General features: G+C 45.0%; 17 protein-coding genes and 2 other annotated features. Of the genes, 7 read left to right on the top strand and 10 right to left on the bottom strand.

Features of this window, described 5'->3' with window-relative positions; all coding sequences use genetic code 11:
• Nucleotides 1-60: 60 nt before the first annotated feature.
• From BN1067_RS05895 to BN1067_RS05870, 6 genes are all read left to right on the top strand, one after another.
• Nucleotides 61-1,002 carry a phosphate/phosphite/phosphonate ABC transporter substrate-binding protein gene (locus BN1067_RS05895; RefSeq protein ID WP_110943339.1) on the top strand — a complete coding sequence of 314 codons (942 nt, stop codon included), beginning with the start codon at nt 61-63 and terminating at the stop codon, nt 1,000-1,002.
• Nucleotides 1,003-1,151: 149 nt separating this feature from the next.
• Complete coding sequence (gene phnC, locus BN1067_RS05890; protein ID WP_053217971.1) at nt 1,152-1,943, top strand: phosphonate ABC transporter ATP-binding protein; 792 nt, start codon at nt 1,152-1,154, stop codon at nt 1,941-1,943.
• The gene (phnE, locus tag BN1067_RS05885; protein ID WP_053217970.1) at nt 1,927-2,718 is read left to right on the top strand and encodes a phosphonate ABC transporter, permease protein PhnE; all 792 of its coding nucleotides are present in this window, start codon (nt 1,927-1,929) and stop codon (nt 2,716-2,718) included. The genes phnC and phnE (BN1067_RS05885) overlap by 17 nt, the downstream gene beginning before the upstream one ends.
• Nucleotides 2,715-3,515: a phosphonate ABC transporter, permease protein PhnE gene (phnE, locus tag BN1067_RS05880; RefSeq protein WP_053217969.1), complete on the top strand. Its 801-nt coding sequence runs from the start codon at nt 2,715-2,717 to the stop codon at nt 3,513-3,515. Before phnE (BN1067_RS05885) ends, phnE (BN1067_RS05880) begins: the two co-directional genes overlap by 4 nt.
• A 253-nt stretch (nt 3,516-3,768) precedes the next feature.
• Nucleotides 3,769-5,391 (top strand): ABC-F family ATP-binding cassette domain-containing protein, encoded by a 1,623-nt coding sequence (locus BN1067_RS05875; protein ID WP_053217968.1) that lies wholly within the window; start codon nt 3,769-3,771, stop codon nt 5,389-5,391.
• 364 nt (nt 5,392-5,755) lie between these two features.
• Nucleotides 5,756-7,129 carry an FAD-dependent oxidoreductase gene (locus BN1067_RS05870; protein WP_053217967.1) on the top strand — a complete coding sequence of 458 codons (1,374 nt, stop codon included), beginning with the start codon at nt 5,756-5,758 and terminating at the stop codon, nt 7,127-7,129.
• Between the two features lie 695 nt (nt 7,130-7,824).
• On the opposite strand, the gene trpA is transcribed toward BN1067_RS05870, so the two are convergent.
• From trpA to BN1067_RS05825, 9 genes are all read right to left on the bottom strand, one after another.
• Nucleotides 7,825-8,622 (bottom strand): tryptophan synthase subunit alpha, encoded by a 798-nt coding sequence (gene trpA, locus BN1067_RS05865; protein WP_053217966.1) that lies wholly within the window; start codon nt 8,620-8,622, stop codon nt 7,825-7,827.
• Nucleotides 8,615-9,820: a tryptophan synthase subunit beta gene (trpB, locus tag BN1067_RS05860; RefSeq protein WP_053217965.1), complete on the bottom strand. Its 1,206-nt coding sequence runs from the start codon at nt 9,818-9,820 to the stop codon at nt 8,615-8,617. The genes trpA and trpB overlap by 8 nt, the downstream gene beginning before the upstream one ends.
• A 1-nt stretch (nt 9,821) precedes the next feature.
• Nucleotides 9,822-10,439 (bottom strand): phosphoribosylanthranilate isomerase, encoded by a 618-nt coding sequence (locus BN1067_RS05855; protein WP_053217964.1) that lies wholly within the window; start codon nt 10,437-10,439, stop codon nt 9,822-9,824.
• 12 nt (nt 10,440-10,451) lie between these two features.
• Nucleotides 10,452-11,228 (bottom strand): indole-3-glycerol phosphate synthase TrpC, encoded by a 777-nt coding sequence (gene trpC / locus BN1067_RS05850; protein ID WP_110943338.1) that lies wholly within the window; start codon nt 11,226-11,228, stop codon nt 10,452-10,454.
• A complete protein-coding gene (gene trpD / locus BN1067_RS05845) occupies nt 11,228-12,256 on the bottom strand; it encodes an anthranilate phosphoribosyltransferase (RefSeq protein WP_053217962.1) in 1,029 nt (342 codons plus the stop codon). The genes trpC and trpD overlap by 1 nt, the downstream gene beginning before the upstream one ends.
• Complete coding sequence (locus BN1067_RS05840) at nt 12,240-12,839, bottom strand: anthranilate synthase component II (RefSeq protein WP_053217961.1); 600 nt, start codon at nt 12,837-12,839, stop codon at nt 12,240-12,242. Before BN1067_RS05840 ends, trpD begins: the two co-directional genes overlap by 17 nt.
• Nucleotides 12,820-14,232 carry an anthranilate synthase component I gene (trpE, locus tag BN1067_RS05835; protein WP_053217960.1) on the bottom strand — a complete coding sequence of 471 codons (1,413 nt, stop codon included), beginning with the start codon at nt 14,230-14,232 and terminating at the stop codon, nt 12,820-12,822. Before trpE ends, BN1067_RS05840 begins: the two co-directional genes overlap by 20 nt.
• A 73-nt stretch (nt 14,233-14,305) precedes the next feature.
• Nucleotides 14,306-14,555, bottom strand: a binding site (T-box leader).
• A 46-nt stretch (nt 14,556-14,601) separates the two neighbouring features.
• Nucleotides 14,602-14,844, bottom strand: a binding site (T-box leader).
• A 127-nt stretch (nt 14,845-14,971) separates the two neighbouring features.
• The gene (locus BN1067_RS05830) at nt 14,972-15,514 is read right to left on the bottom strand and encodes a hypothetical protein (protein ID WP_053217959.1); all 543 of its coding nucleotides are present in this window, start codon (nt 15,512-15,514) and stop codon (nt 14,972-14,974) included.
• A 22-nt stretch (nt 15,515-15,536) separates the two neighbouring features.
• The gene (locus BN1067_RS05825; protein ID WP_407701350.1) at nt 15,537-16,655 is read right to left on the bottom strand and encodes a DEAD/DEAH box helicase; all 1,119 of its coding nucleotides are present in this window, start codon (nt 16,653-16,655) and stop codon (nt 15,537-15,539) included.
• A gap of 228 nt (nt 16,656-16,883) precedes the next feature.
• On the opposite strand from BN1067_RS05825, the gene BN1067_RS20395 reads away from it, so the two are divergent.
• On the top strand, nt 16,884-17,015 hold the full coding sequence (locus tag BN1067_RS20395) for a hypothetical protein (RefSeq protein WP_267893600.1): 132 nt from the start codon (nt 16,884-16,886) through the stop codon (nt 17,013-17,015).
• Between the two features lie 175 nt (nt 17,016-17,190).
• Here BN1067_RS20395 and BN1067_RS05820 read toward each other — a convergent pair whose 3' ends face one another.
• Entirely contained in the window at nt 17,191-17,967 is a 777-nt protein-coding gene (locus tag BN1067_RS05820) for a LysM peptidoglycan-binding and 3D domain-containing protein (protein ID WP_053217957.1), read from the bottom strand.
• Nucleotides 17,968-18,446: the final 479 nt, after the last annotated feature.

The raw sequence follows: 18,446 nt of genomic DNA, 5'->3' as shown, positions 1-18,446 counted from the left end.
AAAAATTATGCTATAGTAACGAAGTAACACATTTTAAAATATATTGGAGGTAGTTTTCCTATGTTGTTTAAGAAGCTTGCAACAGTTGGAGCGACTTTAGCTTTAACGGCTGGTATTATTAGTGGGTGCGGCGGTTCAGATGATGCAAATGGCGCTGGTAGTGAAGGTTCAGAGGCATATGTTCCAGAGAAATTGACCGTTCAATTCGTCCCTTCCCAGAACGCGGATACATTGGAAGCTAAAGCGAAGCCATTGGAAGAATTGCTTAGTGAACGTCTGGACATCCCTGTTGAAGTTAGTGTATCCACCAACTACAACACCATCATAGAAGCTATGGATTCAAAGAAAGTTGACGTAGGATTCTTACCCCCTACTGCTTATGTGTTAGCAAAAGAAAAAGGTGCAGCAGAAGTAATCCTGCAAGCCCAACGTTACGGAGTAGAAGATGAAACAGGCCAGCCGACAGACGAGCTGGTAGACGGTTATAAATCCGAGTTTGTAGTAAAAGCAGATTCCGATATTGAAAGTATTGAAGACTTAAAAGGCAAAAAAATCGCCTTCCAGGATGTGACTTCTTCCGCAGGTTATGTATGGCCGGCAGCGTCTTTGATGGATGCTGGAATCGACCCGCTTGAAGATGTACAAGGCGTTACGGTCAAAGGTCACGACCAGGGTATTATCTCCGTACTGAATGACGATGTAGACGCCGCAGTTGTCTTCCAGGATGCCCGTAATACGGTAGTAGGCGATTACCCTACTGTATTCGAAGATACAAAGATTATTGAGTTTACTGAAATGATTCCTAACGATACCATTGCTGTCCGTTCTGACATGGACGAGGAATGGAGCAAAAAGATTACAGATGCTTTCATCGATATCGGTCAAGATGAGGAAGGACACGAAATCATTAAAGAAATCTATACTCATGAAGGATATGTCGAGTCCGAAGACAGCAAATTTGATATTGTAAGAGAATACTCTGACAAAGTAAAAACCGAATAGATTCATCCATTTTCGGGATATAACTTATCCAATAGTATGAACATACAGCCAGTCGATATTATCTCGCACTGGCTTTTCTTTTATGTGAACAAAGAGATACATCCCTACAGCTAAGATCGATTAAATTCTTATAAAGGTTGGTATGAAGAGTGATAGAATTCAAGAACGTATCCAAAGTTTATCCTAATGGCACACAAGGACTGAAAGATATCAATATCAAGATTGAAAAAGGTGAATTTGTCGTAATCGTCGGCCTTTCCGGAGCTGGTAAATCTACTTTTCTCCGGTCGATCAACAGATTGCATGAGATTTCTGCAGGTGAAATACTCATCGACGGGAAATCCATCACGAAAGCAAAAGGAAAGGATTTACGTATTGCCCGCCGTGATATCGGAATGATTTTTCAGAACTTCAACCTAGTCAAAAGATCGTCGGTCATACGCAATGTTTTGTCAGGACGGGTTGGTTATCACTCCACACTTCGGACTGTCTTGGGCCTGTTTCCTAAAGAGGACGTCAACCTTGCCCTTAACGCTTTGGAGCGGGTAAACATCGTTGAAAAAGCGTACACACGATCCGATCAGCTTTCCGGCGGACAGCAGCAAAGGGTATCGATTGCACGTGCATTGGCACAGGAAGCAAAAATTATTTTGGCTGATGAACCAGTCGCATCCCTTGATCCTCTTACTACCAAACAAGTAATGGATGACTTGCAAAAAATCAACCAGGAACTTGGCATTACCACCGTTGTAAACCTGCATTTCATTGATATCGCCAGACAGTATGCGACAAGAATTATCGGTCTGCAAGCTGGCGAAGTAGTATTTGACGGTCCGGTCGAAGAAGCGACTGACGAAAGGTTCTCTGAAATTTATGGCCGTCCTCTTGAAACAAGAGAAGATGAAGAAGTAGGAGAGTCTGCCGATGAACCAAGTAAATGAGCAAAAGATTCCGAAAGCACCAAGTAATCTGAAGCACTATTTTACCTTTTTCCTGATCTTATTATTGCTATGGGGAAGCGCCTATCAAACGGACAGCACATTCAGGGAATTGATTGAAGGCTTTCCCAACATGTTCTCTGTTCTTGATCAAATGATTCCACCCAATTGGGCCTACTTCGACAACATCATCGGCGCTATGCTCGATACGATTCGTATGGCTGTTTTGGGAACGACCATTGGCGCGTTGATTGCCGTACCTTTCGCGATTTTCTCGGCAAGTAATATGGTAAAGTCCACATGGATTTATTACCCTGTCCGGTTTCTTTTAAACCTGGTCCGTACTATTCCGGAGCTATTGCTTGCGGCAATATTCGTTGCCATTTTTGGCTTAGGGCCGCTGCCAGGTATTTTCGCCCTGGGAATCTTTTCAACAGGAATCATTGCCAAATTGACATATGAGGCAATTGAAGGAATCGACAAAGGACCGCTGGAGTCAATGACAGCAGTAGGAGCTAATAAAATCCAGTGGATCATGTTTTCCGTTGTTCCACAGGTTGCCGCTTATTATGTGTCTTATGTTCTTTATTCCTTTGAAATCAATGTCCGTGCTGCTGCTATTTTAGGGCTCGTAGGTGCAGGCGGGATCGGTGAATACTATGACCGGACCCTCGGCTTCCTGGAGTATGACAAGGTCAGCACGATTATTATATTTACGTTGTTGGTTGTGTTAATCATTGATTATATTAGTACTAAATTACGGGAGAATTTACTATGAGCAGTGCAACGAGACCAATTAAACCAAAAAAGAGAATCGTTAGACGCTGGGTTATCTTTATCGCGCTCGCCTTATTGTATATCTGGGCTTTATCCGGTGTTCCGATTGAAGGATTCAAAGAGACAGCCGGGCAAATTTCGAAAGCCATCGTTTCGGGAATCTTTTCACCGGATTGGGACTATGTTTACTTGCCGGAAGGAGAAGATTTGCTCCGCGGACTTCTTGATACACTAGCCATTGCTATTCTTGGTACGTTTATATCGGCTTTTCTATGTATTCCTTTCGCTTTTTGGGCAGCGAACAACATGAGTAAATGGAAAGCCAATGCAGGTATCGGAAAATTCTTTCTCAGCTTTATCCGTACCTTCCCCGAATTGGTCATGGCCTTGTTATTCATCAAAATGGTAGGGCCTGGTTCGTTTGCAGGGGTACTGGCATTAGGACTGCATTCCATCGGCATGCTTGGCAAACTGTTCTCTGAAGAAGTCGAAAATATTGATTTCGGGCCTTCCGAGGCGTTGAAGGCAACCGGTGCCCGTCCGTTACAGACGTTGTGGTTTGCTGTATTCCCGCAAGTATTGCCAGGCTTTATTTCTTACACTCTGTATCGGTTTGAGATCAACCTCCGTTCTGCCAGTGTACTAGGTATTATCGGGGCAGGCGGGATAGGAACTCCATTGATTTTTGCCATGCAATCCCGTGACTGGAGCCGTGTTGGCATCATCCTACTGGGGATTATCGTGATGGTAACCATCGTGGATATCATTTCCGGATACCTACGTAAAAAGATTGTTTAGTATGACTGACAATGTCATCCATTAGAGAAAAACTACAATTGCCGAAAAGTGTGATTTTGGCGGATTGTAGTTTTTCTGTTAAATCTCTTCCTTATTATATAGAGGCTTTAATCGATAAAACTCGTTTTGACAGCCGCCCGCAGAAAAAAGCAGCCGCATTAATAGCAAGTAACCCTTTCCATACATTGACTTAAAGCGGTAAAACCATTATCCTTGATTGGATGGAATACTTTTTGGAGGAATGTTATAACTTATGATAAATGTGAGCAATGTAAGTCTCCGTTATGGTGATAAAAAGTTGTTTGAAGACGTTAATATAAAGTTTACCGCCGGTAATTGCTACGGCTTGATCGGAGCGAACGGCGCTGGAAAATCCACTTTCTTGAAGATACTTTCCGGAGAGGTAGAACCGCAAACCGGCCATGTGTCACTTGGACCGGATGAACGGCTGGCAGTATTGAAACAGGACCATTTTGAGTACGAAGAATACGAAGTACTGCAAACAGTCGTAATGGGCCACGAACGCTTGTATGAAATCATGCAAGAAAAGGATGCCATTTATATGAAACCGGACTTTTCCGAGGAAGATGGTATGCGCGCCGCTGAGCTTGAAGGCGAATTTGCTGAATTAAATGGCTGGGAAGCAGAGTCCGATGCAGCCGTTTTATTGAAGGGATTAGGCATTGGCGAAGATCTCCACTCCAAAAAAATGGCTGATCTTACTGGTTCGGAAAAGGTAAAAGTACTTCTTGCCCAAGCGTTGTTCGGCAATCCGGATATTTTACTGCTGGATGAGCCGACCAACCACCTGGACATCCAGGCAATTCAGTGGCTGGAAGAGTTCTTGATCAATTTCGAAAACACCGTCATCGTAGTTTCCCACGACCGACACTTCTTGAATAAGGTGTGTACCCATATCGCTGACGTTGATTATGGCAAAATTGAAATCTATGTCGGAAACTACGATTTCTGGTATGAGTCAAGCCAGCTGGCTTTGAAAATGGCCCAGGAAGCCAACAAGAAAAAAGAAGAAAAAATCAAGGAACTGCAAAATTTCGTTGCACGATTTAGCGCGAACGCTTCAAAGTCAAAGCAAGCTACATCCAGAAAGAAAATGCTCGACAACATTACCTTGGATGACATTAAACCGTCCTCCCGCCGCTATCCGTATGTAGCGTTCACACCTGGCCGTGAGATTGGAAACGACCTGTTGCGCGTAGAAGGAATTTCCAAAACGATTGACGGGGAAAAGGTACTTGATAATGTCAGCTTTACCATGAATAAAGATGACAAAATTGCACTGGTCGGTAAAAACGAAATTGCCAAAACCACCCTTCTCCGGATATTGATGGGCGAAATTGAACCCGATGAAGGAACCTACAAATGGGGAGTAACCACCTCGCAGTCGTACTTCCCGAAAGATAACACCGAGTATTTCAAGAATGGTGATTTAAACCTGGTCGACTGGCTGCGTCAGTATTCACCGGAAGATCAAACGGAAACCTTCCTGCGCGGATTCCTGGGAAGAATGCTGTTCTCCGGTGAGGAAGCGTTGAAGAAATCCGACGTTCTTTCTGGAGGAGAAAAAGTGCGCTGCATGCTTTCCAAGATGATGCTCAGCAATGCCAATGTTTTGCTGTTGGATGAACCGACAAACCACTTAGACTTGGAATCAATCACATCTTTAAATAACGGTCTGGTCAATTTTAAAGGATCTGTTTTATTCACTTCCCATGACCATCAATTCGTCGACAGTATTGCCAATCGCCTGATTGAAATTACACCAAAAGGCTTGATTGACAAAGAAATGAGTTACGATGAATATGTAGCCGATAAGAAATTGCAACAGCAAGTAGCAGAAATGTACGCTGTTTAACCTTTGAACCAGTCGCATAAGCGGCTGGTTTTTTATTATGTTTAGAAGGTTATTTTCCTCTCCTTAATACTATCTTCATTGGCGTATTTGAGAGAAACCACGCCATCCGAATACTTGAAAAAATAGCGGGAATACGCGGTGTAGAAATATCCTCTGCTACTAACAACCTCCAGAAGTTGAATGGCACGAGGCTCCTCCATTTCATCGTACTAAATGACTATTTTGTGAAATTTATCACAAACTTATTGCTTTCTGGACTATAAAAGACTATACTTTGGTTGTAAGTAATTGTGATTGATTTCACATTCACTTGTGAATTCCATCACAATTTATATATAATTATTCCATTGGAGGATGATGTTCCATGAAGGTAGCGGTTATCGGATGTACACACGCAGGAACTGCAGCAATCACCAATATATTGAATATGTACCCTGAAGCAGAAATCGATGTCTTTGAAAAAAACGATAATGTATCTTTTTTATCTTGCGGTATTGCTTTATATGTAGGAGGAGTAGTAAAAGATTCCGACGGACTGTTCTATGCATCCGTCGAGGGCTTCGAAGAACAAGGGGTGCGCATGCATATGCAGCACGTCGTCACGGAATGCGATACGAGCAACAAAACCTTGGAAGCCAAAAATTTGAAAACAAATCTAACAAAAAAATACAGTTATGACAAACTGATAATTACATCTGGTTCCTGGCCGGTAACACCGCCAATTCCAGGGAGTGACCTGGAAAACGTACAGATTTGCAAAAACTTCCACCATGCCAACGAAATCATAGAACGCGCAAAATCTGCCAAAAACATCGTTGTAGTCGGTGCCGGCTATATCGGTATCGAGCTGGTCGAAGCATTCGAACAGGCTGGCAAGCACGTCACCTTGATTGATAGTGAAAAGCGAATCCTTAATCGTTATCTGGACGAGGAATTTACCAGCCCGATTGAAAGAACACTTACAGAAAAGGGAGTCTCCTTAGCCCTGAAGCAGACAGTCAGCTCCTTCCAAGGTAAGGATGGAAAAGTCACGCAAGTAATCACTGGTCAATCAAGCTATGAAGCAGATTTAGTCATTATGTGCATCGGCTTCCGCCCGAACACTACCTTGTTTACAGGGCAAGTAGAGATGCTTAAGAATGGAGCCATCATAGTAGATGAATATATGCAAACGAGTAAAAAAGACGTGTTCGCTGCAGGTGACTGTTGTGCTGTCGCCTATAATCCTACGAAGAAAACGGCTTATATCCCCCTTGCTACAAATGCTGTCAGGATGGGGACACTCGCTGCATATAATCTATTAGCTCCACGCCTTGCACATCAAGGGACACAAGGGACTTCTGGTCTGAAAATCCATCAGCACAATATTTCGGCGACCGGCTTGACTGAAACCGCAGCAGCTGCAGCAGGTATCCGAGTGGAAAGTGCCTTGCTGGAAGATACCTATCGACCAGAATTCATGCCGGAAAATGCGGTGCTCCGGTTGAAGGTTGTTTACGAGGTTGACAGCCACCGGATTGTCGGTGCCCAAGTCATCTCTGAAGCAGATTTCACCCAAGCGATGAACACCTTGAGTGTAGCCATTCAAAACAAGATGACGATTGAACAAATGGCGATGACCGATTTCTTCTTCCAGCCGCATTACAATAAGCCCTGGAATTATCTCAATCAGGTCTGTATCCAGGCAATGAAACAAATCGAGGAAAAACAAGGCAAACAACAAAAAGCCGTCTCTTAAAAGATGGCCACTGAAAAATCGAAGCTTTATAATAGGTAGATAGTAAAAAAAGCGGTCCGTGTGGAATTTCATTTCCATACAGACCGCTTTTCGTTTCATTTCAAGAAGTTTGCGCTCTCTATATTCCTTCATTTGTTCATCGCTGCCGGAAATACCCTGCGCTTTCCGCGGGCGGCTGGTGAGCTTCCTCGAGCTAAAGCTCTGCGGGATCTCACCGAGGCCTTTCCTCCCGCGGGAGTCTTCGGGTATTTCCTCCGCAATGTACCGTTCCCAGATTCTCAGCTAGGAAACGTGCAACTTTCTGAGGGTGCGATGAAAGCTCCTTCTTTAGAAAAAACAGGGAAATCCAAACATCCTGTTTGTTTCGTAATCCGTTTATCCAGGATAGCTATCCTACGCCTAGCGCAGGCAACATACGCAGACTCCAGCGGGATCAGCACGCGTCCGAAGATCCCGCAAGAAGCGAAGTGTGCTTCTGAGGAAGCTGAGGCCGTGCCCGCGGAAAGCGAAGTATGCTGCCGCAGCGGTTGGTTATCCCTTTCTTTCTTACAGAAGGTACGTACTTTCTCTGTCGTTTGTATCTTTCACGAATGCCCGCAGCATTTCGTTTTACCCAGTCGATTCCACGATGAGCGTTCGGTGTTAACGCCTGCGGGAACAGCGCGAGCCGAAGAACCACCTGAGTCTATTACCTGTTACTCTGCCGTTGCCTGCTCTTTTGAGCTTGCTGCAGCAATCAGCTTTTTAATCTCCTCACGATTGTTTTGATGTAAGGCGTCGACGATTTTACTTCCCACCACGACTCCATCACAGTTGGCACTCAATTGTTTGACATGATCCGGAGTCGAAACGCCAAAACCGGCCAGTACCGGGGCTTGGCAAATATTCTTCAACGACGCCAAATGTTCCTGTAAATTATCCTGGAATGCCGACCTCGCTCCCGTTGTACCGGTTACCGTTACCGCATACAAGAATCCTTCCGTCCGTTTCGCCAGTTCCTTTAAACGCTCCGGAGGACTGGTTAAAGAAGCCAACCGGATCAAGGCAATATTGTTTGCCTGCAGTTGCCGTGTTACCATGTTTTCCTCTTCAAGCGGCAGATCCGGTATGATTAATCCGCTGACACCGGAAGTCCGGCATGCTTCAGCAAATGCCTCCACACCATAGGCATAAATCGGATTCAGATAGGTCATAAGTACAATCGGAATCGAACGGGATTCCTTGAATTGTTCCAGTTTTTCTAAAATCGCACGAAGGCTGACACCATGCTTAAGCGCCCGAATACCTGCCTCCTGTATGGTCGGTCCATCTGCTACAGGATCCGAAAATGGAACGCCGAGCTCCAAAACAGTTGCCCCGCTTTCTTCTAAAAAGCGAACCTTCTCTTCCAAACTATCCAGTCCGCCATCCCCGGCCATAATATAAGGTACGAACGCTTTGTCTCCCCGGTCGAGAACCTTCTGGAATGCTTGTTGCATGTACTGTTTACTCATATGAACTCCCTCCAAACGCTGATCTCACGGTATCTACATCCTTATCCCCGCGGCCGGATAAACAAACCACGATAGTCTGCGAGGCATCCATTGTCTTGGCCAGCTTCATGCTGTAAGCAACTGCATGGGCACTCTCCAATGCTGGCATGATTCCCTCCGTCTTCGTCAAAAGCTGTAGTGCATCCAGTGCTTCTTCATCAGTGATGGAATCGTATTGCACCCTTCCTGTTTCTTTTAAGTGACTATGCTCCGGGCCTATTCCCGGATAATCCAGTCCCGCTGATATGGAATGTGCTTCCGTTACCTGGCCGTTTTCATCCTGCAGCAAATAGCTAAGTGTGCCATGAAGAATACCGGCTTTCCCGTCCGTCAGCGTAGCGGCATGCTTGCCGGTTTCAATACCTGAACCGCCTGCTTCCACGCCATGAAGCGCCACTTGTTCATCCTCGACAAACGGATAAAACATCCCCATCGAGTTACTCCCGCCGCCGATACAAGCTATTACCGCTTCTGGGAGCCTGCCTTCCTGTTCCATGATTTGTTTACGTGTCTCAATTCCAATCACACTTTGAAAGTCCCTGACGATTTTCGGAAATGGATGCGGACCGACGACAGAACCGATAATATAATGGGTATCTTCTACGTTTGTCACCCAGTAACGCAGCGCTTCGTTTACAGCATCCTTCAACGTACCGCTGCCCTGCTCGACGCTTTCCACACGCGCTCCAAGCAATTCCATCCGAAACACATTCAGTTTTTGCCGGCGAATATCCTCTTTCCCCATAAAAATGACGCATTCTAGTCCAAGCAGTGCACAGACAGTTGCAGTTGCCACGCCATGCTGGCCGGCACCGGTTTCTGCTACCACTTTTTTCTTGCCCATCCGCTGGGTCAAAAGAGCCTGCCCGATCGCATTGTTAATCTTGTGGGCACCGGTGTGATTAAGATCCTCCCGTTTCAAATAAATTTTTGGTCCTCCAAGCTGGTTGGAAAAATTTTCAGCATAATACAAAGGGGTTTCCCTGCCGATATACTGTTTAAAATAATAATCTACTTGATCGATAAATTCCGGATCGGCCATTGCTTCTTCATACGCTTTTTCCAGCTCCAACACCGCCGGCATCAACGTTTCGGGGACGAATCGTCCGCCAAAATTGCCAAAGTGCCCCTGGACATCGGGTTGTTGATAAGTTTCCATGTTACCCTTCCTCTCTAGTACTTTTTGCCGCCTGAATAAATGCATAAATCTTCGCTTCATCTTTACTGCCATCTGTCTCGACTCCGCTCGATACATCTACCGCTTCCGGGGAGACCTCTGCTATCGCTTCGCTTACGTTATCTGCATGAAGTCCGCCAGCCAGAATCAGCTTTCCGTTCAGTGCCGGCAGTTTCCGGGTTAGGGACCAGTCGAATACCTCCCCGTTGCCGCCACGGTATTTTCCGGCAGGACTGTCGAGCAAAAAATAATCACATTTATAATGGTCCAGCTTTGTCAAATCACCTTTACTGGTAATTTGAAATGCCTTGATTACGGGGATTTTCAAGCTTTCGACCAGTTCCGGCGTTTCATCGCCGTGAAGTTGAACGTAATCAAGGCCAACGTGTTCGGCAATCTCTTCGATCACTTCCGTCGTTTCATTGACAAATACACCGACCTTCTTCACTTTTGGAGGGATTATCTCTGCAATGGCACGTGCCTGCTGCTTACTAACCCGCCGCTTACTAGCAGCAAAAACAAATCCGATAAAGTCGGCACCTGCATCCACCGCTGCTTGGGCCGTCTTGATTGTCGTAATACCGCATATCTTCACTTGCATGTCTTCATCCTCCTACAACTGCGGCACCCGCAAGTCTTTAAACGTTTGCGATAAGTCCCCGGAACGCATCATCGTTTCCCCAACCAAAATACCTCTCACTCCGTACTGGCGAACATTTTCTACATCGTTCCTGTTCCTAAATCCACTTTCGCTAATAATCAGCGTTTCGGGATCCGTTATTTGAGAAGCAAGCTTTTTCGTAACGGCTAAATCAACTTCGAATGTTTTTAAATTCCGATTATTGATACCAATGATTTCCGCTCCAATGTTCACTGCAGCTTCTAATTCTGCTTCATCATGTACTTCCAGCAGGACATCAAGATCTTTCGCCTTCGCATACTGATATAATGCTTGCATGCGCTCTTGCGGAAGAGCCGCAGCAATCAGTAAAACCACATCAGCTCCATAGTCTTTTGCCCGGTCGATCTGAATTTCATCAATGATAAAGTCCTTATTCAAAATAGGTACATCGACCGTTTTCCGGACTGTTTCCAAATCAAGCATGGTGCCCTGGAAAAATGGTTGATCGGTCAAGATCGAAATGGCTCCTGCTCCATTATCGGCATAATCCCTGGCCTGTTCCGCAGGGTTGACGTCCGGGTTGATGACCCCTTTGGATGGGGATGCGCGTTTGATCTCTGCGATAATGCTGATAGTATCTGCATGGATGAAGCGTTCATATAAGGAACGTTTCGCTGTCACCGATGCATGTGGGGCAGGGTTATAGTTATGTTTTAACCGGGCAACTTCTTTTGTTTTTTCTGCCAGAATTTTATCTAAAATCGTCATCAGCCGACCACCTCTTGTTTCACTCTATTACTGTAATCAATCAACTTCTCCAGCTTGGTCAAAGCTGCTCCCGAGTCTATACTTTCCTGAGCCATGGCTACGCCTTCCTGGACGGTAGAAGCTTTGCCGTTGGCCAAGATCGCCAGCCCGGCATTGAAAACGACCGTGTCCCGATAAGCGCCTTGTTCTCCTCTTAGTACACGATAGAGAATATCTGCATTTGCCTTGGCGTCTCCTCCCCGAATATCTGCATTGGGATAGACTGGCAGCCCTACTTCCTCCGGATGTAAAGTGAACGGAATCAGCTCTCCTTTTTCCATTAAGACCAAATGGTTTTCACCAGCCAGTGAAGCTTCATCCATATAACCCGCTCCGTTGACTACCAAGGCGCGTTTTCTGCCCAGACGATGTAGCGCAGACGCCATCATTTCGAGCATTTCCCGGCTGTAAATACCGAGAAGCTGGGTTTCAAGCGCCACCGGGTTTGTCAAAGGTCCGATCAAATTGAAAATTGTCGGTATCCGCAAGTTTTTCCGAACATGCATGATTTTCTTTAAAGACGGATGCACATGCGGTGCAAACAAGAACGCAATGCCATTTTCTTCGAGTATCTCCTGCATTTGCTGTTTGCTCAAATCAAGCGAGACTCCCAGCTCCTCGAGCACATCTGCACTTCCGGTTTTGCTGGAAACACTGCGATTCCCATGCTTGGCGACAGGAATACCCGCTCCGGCAATGACAAAGGCGGAAGTTGTGCTGATATTAAAACTCCTCGAGCCATCTCCCCCTGTTCCGCAATTATCCATCACGCCATTGATTCCATCGGTTACCGCAATCGATTTTTCACGAATGACAGTGACTAGTCCGGCTATTTCTCCTGCCTGCTCCCCCTTGATTTTCAACGCTGTCAAAAATGCACCGATTTCCGTCTCGGATGTGCTTTCCAGGAACATTTCCCGTGCAGCCTGTTCCATTTCCTCCTGGCTCAGCGCTTCCTGTTGAATCAATTTATCAAGATACCGTTTCATATTTATCCTCCTTACGTATTATGGAAAAGAAATTCCGAAGTATCGCCTTTCCGGATTCTGTGCCGATCGATTCAGGATGAAATTGCAGTCCGTAAACTGGTAAGGAACGATGCTGGAAGGCCATGATTTCCCCGTCATCTTCCGCAGTTGCAGTTATGTCCAGGCACGCTGGAAAAGATGTCTTATCAACGACCAGTGAATGATAACGCATCACTTCCAACTTGTCTGGGGAGCCTGTAAATAGCCGTGAGCCTGTATGAGAAAGGACAGATGTTTTGCCGTGCATGACTGTCCCGGCATGAACAATCGAACCCCCGAATGCCTCCCCTATCGCCTGATGTCCCAGGCAGATGCCAAGTATCGGTATTTTCCCAGCAAAGCTCTTCACCGTTTCGATACAGATGCCTGCATCACGGGGAGTACCAGGTCCCGGGGACAACACGATCGCTTCCGGATTCAACCTCTGGATATCTTCTATTTGCAACGCATTGTTTCGGACTACCTGTACGGTTTTACCAAGTTCGGAAATGTATTGGAATAAGTTATACGTAAAGGAATCATAATTATCGATTAATAAAATCATGCTGGTTCACCTCCAATAGCGATTTTGCTTTATTGAGCGTTTCCTCGTATTCTGCAGCCGGATCCGAGTCATAGACGATCCCTGCCCCAGCCTGGACGTAAGCTGCTTTGTCTTTGATGACCATCGTCCGGATGGCAAGCGCCATATCAACATCTCCGTTCATATTCAAGTAGCCTACCGCTCCGGCATAAACCCCTCGCCTTTCCTTCTCCAGTTCATTGATGATTTGCATGGCCCGTATCTTTGGTGCGCCGGACACCGTCCCTGCCGGAAGGGTTGCAGCCAGTATATCCAGCCCGCTGTACCCTGTAAGCAGGGTGCCCTGCACTTCGGAAACGATATGCATGACATGCTGGTATCGTTCTATTGTCATATATTTGGGTATCTCTATCGATCCGATCTGACAAACCCTTCCAAGGTCGTTTCTGCTTAAATCAACCAGCATTTTATGCTCGGCTAGCTCTTTCTCGTCAGCCAGCAATTCTTCCGCTAACCTGTAATCCTCTTCAGCCGTCCGCCCTCTCTGTCGTGTTCCAGCAATAGGGTTGGTGATGACTTGATCACCTGTGGTTTTGATCAGGCTTTCTGGCGAAGCTCCTAGGACGATGTAATCTTCAAAATCCAAATAAAACATATATGGTGATGGATTGGCTCTGCGCAAATGTCTGTAAAAAGTAAATGGATCAGCGTCGAAGCTTGCTTTCATTCGCTGGGAAAGGACCACTTGGAAGATGTCCCCATCAATAATATGCTGTTTAGCTTGCTCCACCCTTTCCATGAATGCCTGCTTATCGATTGTAGGCTCGAAATCCACAGATCCCAGGGCAGGAACAGCTTCTTCTGTCCCAGTCAAAATTGTCTTTCTTAACTCATCTAATCTATCACCCAGTTCTTGTTCGGTACGATCTCCCGTCATATCTATCGCCACTATCGAAACCGTATCATGAAGGTGATCGAAGACAATGACATCCTGATAGAACAATAAATGCATGTCAGGCATCGCAATCTCATCGTTCTCTATGTCACCGATAAATTCATATTGCCGGATGGCATCGTAACCGATGTAACCCACTGCACCTCCGTAAAACGGAAATGGAAGCGGCAGCTCTTGATTTCCTAAATGCCGTTGGGCAATCTCGAGCGGTCTGCCAGTTTCGATTGTCGCTTCATCTGTGAGCGGTTGTTTGCTGAATACTTGATTCCCTTCCCCAATCATTTCTTTATAAGGGTTGGCTCCAAGAAATGAATATCGTCCTTTTTCGGATTGTCCGGAAAGGCTCTCCAACAGAAATTTACGTTTCCCCTGCATCCGTTTAAAAACCGATATCGGGGTCAGTGTGTCTCCATTTAATTGCATTTGTTTATATACCGGTTCATGTATCGTCACTGTCATTTTCACACGCTCCTTTGTTTTTGTGTTGTTTGATGGATAAAAAAAACCCCTATAAACACAAGCATCTGTGTTTATAGGGGACGGTTTCTGCCGCGGTGCCACCTCTATTGAAGGATATTCTCCTTCCGCTTTTCGAGTACGGGATGGAATAAAATCCTCATCCGATACTCTATCCCTATAACGTGGGAAGGACGGTTCTTCCTACTCTGCTTTCAGAAAAACTCTCGTAAGGCCATTCAGCTTTCCTATTCTGCCAGGATTCCACCAGCCCCGGCTCTCTTTGAGAAGTCAAAAAGCTTACTCTTCTTACTCAGCGATTTAAGCTTGTATATCATTGTCTGGAACGTATAAAAAACGGGCTTCCTCTCCATAAAGGACGAGGAAACCCGTGGTACCACCTTTTTAGCTATTTAAGAAACAGCCACTTTGACAGTACAGACCAAAGTCTGCACCTGCCCTTTTAACGTTGGGCAATCCGCCAAAGCCTACTGTTCCGGGAAGTTCGGTTTGGGGCTCGGAAGTCCATTCACACAGCCGACGTACTGGTTTTCAGCTGCCACCAGCTCTCTATAACGCGCAGTATGTGCTACTACTCTTCGTCTTCGCCAAAGCTCATTGAATTATTGTTTACAATCATAGTACGGTCGTTTTCATTTGTCAATAAGGAAACGATAAAAAGTTATCGATTTTTTTGAAAATTCCCGCTTTGTCGTTTTTATTCCAGCCATCTCAAGGAAAATTAGCTCTTGCCCAATCTCATAACAGCAATTTGTTTTAAATTCTCTGCCTTTTTAATCATGAAAGGATAGATCCAGGCCCATTGTTTACCGTGTCTATGTCTGCCGGTGATGTCCCCAATACCGGTGTACCAGAACGATTGCCATAGAAATTTGGAACAATAATTTGTAGAAATCGTGTTTAACCGAGGGTCAAAGATATATCTTTGGATTCTGCCAACATTGTCTGTCACCCACTGTGCTGCAGCTGACGCGCCGTACACCGGACGGAAAACGGTCAATACAGTACCGAACTTGTGCCGTGATAAATAGACTGGCAATTTCTCATAAAACCCGCCTTTAGGATGCGAATGATAGATAAGCTGATCATGCCCCACCATTCCAACATGTCCTACTAAAAAAGTAGACATTCCTTTGGCAGAATAGAGGATGTCTCCCGGTTCCATCGTAATGTTCGTACCGGGGTAGACATTTTCATCCGCTGCATTGATCCGGCCAAGATCGCCATAATCGAGATTGATAGCGGTATGGTTATATGGTAACACTTCCACCATCCCCTTCTTGCCGTTACAGTTCCTTACGTTTTATTTTCCCTTTTAAATCCCGTTCGATCGCCTGTAAATATTTACGGTCTTTCGGTGCAACAAAGGTGATTGCCAGACCTTCGCTTCCTGCACGTCCGGTACGGCCGATCCGATGGATGTAACTTTCGGTGTCTTCCGGTATATCGTAATTAATCACATGGGTGACCCCTTCCACGTCCAACCCTCTTGCCGCGACGTCTGTTGCCACCAAAAATTGCGTCTTCATTTCCCGAAACCGTTTCATTGCCTTTTCCCGTCTCGCTTGGGAAAGGTCTCCATGGAGTTCATCTGACAGATAGCCATCACTTTGCAAGGCAGCGTTCAGCTTGGCAGCCCTTCGCTTTGTTCGGCAAAAGATAACCGCCAGGAATGGACGAAACTGGTCCAACACTGTTTTAAGCTTATCCTGTTTTTCCCTGTCTGTCGTTTCAATCACCATTTGTTTAATGCCAGCTAAGGTCGTATCACTTCCCTTTACCTTAACATTTCGGGGATTGATCATATACTTGTTTGCAAGGGCCCTCACTTCGTCCGGAATGGTAGCAGAAAACAACATGGTTTGCCTCCGTACGGGCAGCTGTTTGATGATTTCTTTTATTTCCGGCATAAAGCCAAATTGCAGCATTTGATCCGCTTCATCCAAAACAAACATAGATACGTCGGAAAGGGAGATGGTGCCTCGGCGGAGATGATCAAGCAATCTGCCTGGCGTAGCCACCACGATGTTCACCCGTTTATTCAACTTCTTTAATTGACCTTGAATATCCTGCCCACCGTAAATTGCCAATGTATGTACGCCGGAAAGGTGTTCTGCCAGGTTGTTCAGCTCACTCGTAATTTGCAAAGCTAGTTCCCTGGTAGGTGTTACAATCAGTGCCTGAGGGCCTTCACCTTCCTCCTGTAATTGGTCCAGTATCGGAAGAACGAAAGCTAATGTTTTACCGGTTCCTGTTTGTGCCTGAGCAATGACATCCTCTCCCTCAAGCAGTTGTGGAATGGTTTGTTCCTGAACGGGAGTCGGTTCATATATACCTTGCTGTTTTAAAACTTCTTCCAGCCTGGAAGAAATGCCTAGAGAAGTAAATGTCGCCAACCGTTTCACCTCTTTTATTGGTTTACTTGATAGTGTTCCCTGTAGTTCTGCCGTATAACCACAGTTTACATTGTTTACTTACCTAAAATACCATTCTTTTAACCTGGGGCGTAACAAATAGATATTATCTTACAAACTTGTTAGAATTTTATCGAAAATTGTTAGAATTTCCTATAGAAATGAAACGGCTCTATCATTTACAATAAAAGTAAGAATCTAACAAGGGGAGAATTGGTAGTGAAGAAACTGTTAATCGTTTTGTTTCTTATGTTAATTATTAGCTTTGGAGTTGTAGGTTATGTGCAAACGGTCAGTCCGGAAGGCGAAGTAGAAATGGAAGCGGACAAAGGCACCGAGTTACTCAATTAATGCTCTTTAGAAGCGGGATTTTGCTTCTAACCATGCCCTGCAGCGAAAGCTTCACTATATAAATTGTGAAAATGGAGGACGGGCTCTATAGACAGATAGTGCCGAACGTTACCCTTCCCAACATAAAAAAAGCAGAAGCACTGTAGCGCTTCTGCTTTTTGATTATCCTTGGGAATTAATCGAGTATCGTTACTTCTACGGTTCTTCTGCCCCAATCATATGCTTCAGATTTTGTCGGTACGTGAAGATCCACGCGGTTACCTTGGATTGCTCCGCCGGTATCTGCCGCAATCGCTTCGCCATACCCTTCTACATAGACTTTAGAACCTAACGGAATGACCTTTGGATCAACAGCAATCACTTTAGCGTTCGGATTTTCATTTAAGTCGACTCCCGTCGCAGTGATTCCGGAGCAACCGGCACAATCTGCTGTATAAGCAGTAGATTCAACGGTCACCACTTTTCCATCTGCTTCTTTTTCAGAGCTTTGTTCAGGTTGGGTAGTCTTTGCTTCCGCAGTTTTTTCATTACTAGATTCTTTAGCTGTTTCTGTATCCACCGGTTCGTTTGCTACTTGTGGAATGATATCCAGATTATTGGATTCTTCTACAAACAATTCTTGCGCCGGCAGAATCACGCTAGTTGATAGTTTGTTCCATTCTTTCAATTCAGAGACGCTTACGCCATAATCATCAGCGATGCTGTATAGCGTGTCTCCTTTCTTAACCTTGTACGTTTCTGCTTTATCTATTTCTAAATCTTGTCCTGGGTAGATAATGTCTGAATCCAACTTGTTAAGATCTTTCAGTGTCTCAACAGATACGTCGTAGTCATTGGCGATTCCCCAAAGCGTATCGCCTGAATCTACTTGATAGTCTTCGGCGGATGCAGATGTTGCAGCTGTCCCTGCAATAACAAGTCCTGTAGCTAGAGATACTACGAATTTCTTCATCTGTGTTTCCCTCCTCAAAATTTCTCACAAGGCTTATAGTAACATAGACAAATCCATATTGTGGTTACAGCCTATTTAAGAGTAAATTACAACGGTAACTCTTTTTCATAGACTTGTCATATTTGTAATTGTGGGGCAATAATCCCGGTTTTTATACATGAAATTGTAAAAAAAAATAGGTTTAATAGGAAGATGATACCTTTTTGCTGCCTGGATTCTATGGTAATACCATATTAAAATAAGAAAACAACCATTGATTTTCAAAGAAAAAATGCTAGTTAGAATAAAAATAAGAACCGGTTCACCTTCAGAACCGGTTCTTGGTAAATCTAGCTATTAAACTATCAAAAGACAGCATTTAAGGAAATCCGCTTAACAGAAATTGTGTCTTGTTTTTTGCTCCCCACCTTGAGGAAAAAGCTTTCCTTTTTCAAAAGTTTATTCCTTATAACGCTACTTTACGAAATCTTCATGGCGGG

The sequence above is a fragment of the Virgibacillus senegalensis genome, assembly GCF_000821245.2.
GTDB classification, from domain to species: domain Bacteria; phylum Bacillota; class Bacilli; order Bacillales; family Amphibacillaceae; genus Sediminibacillus; species Sediminibacillus senegalensis.
Note: the sequence above shows the minus strand (reverse complement) of the source record. Positions and strands in the feature narration are given on the sequence as shown.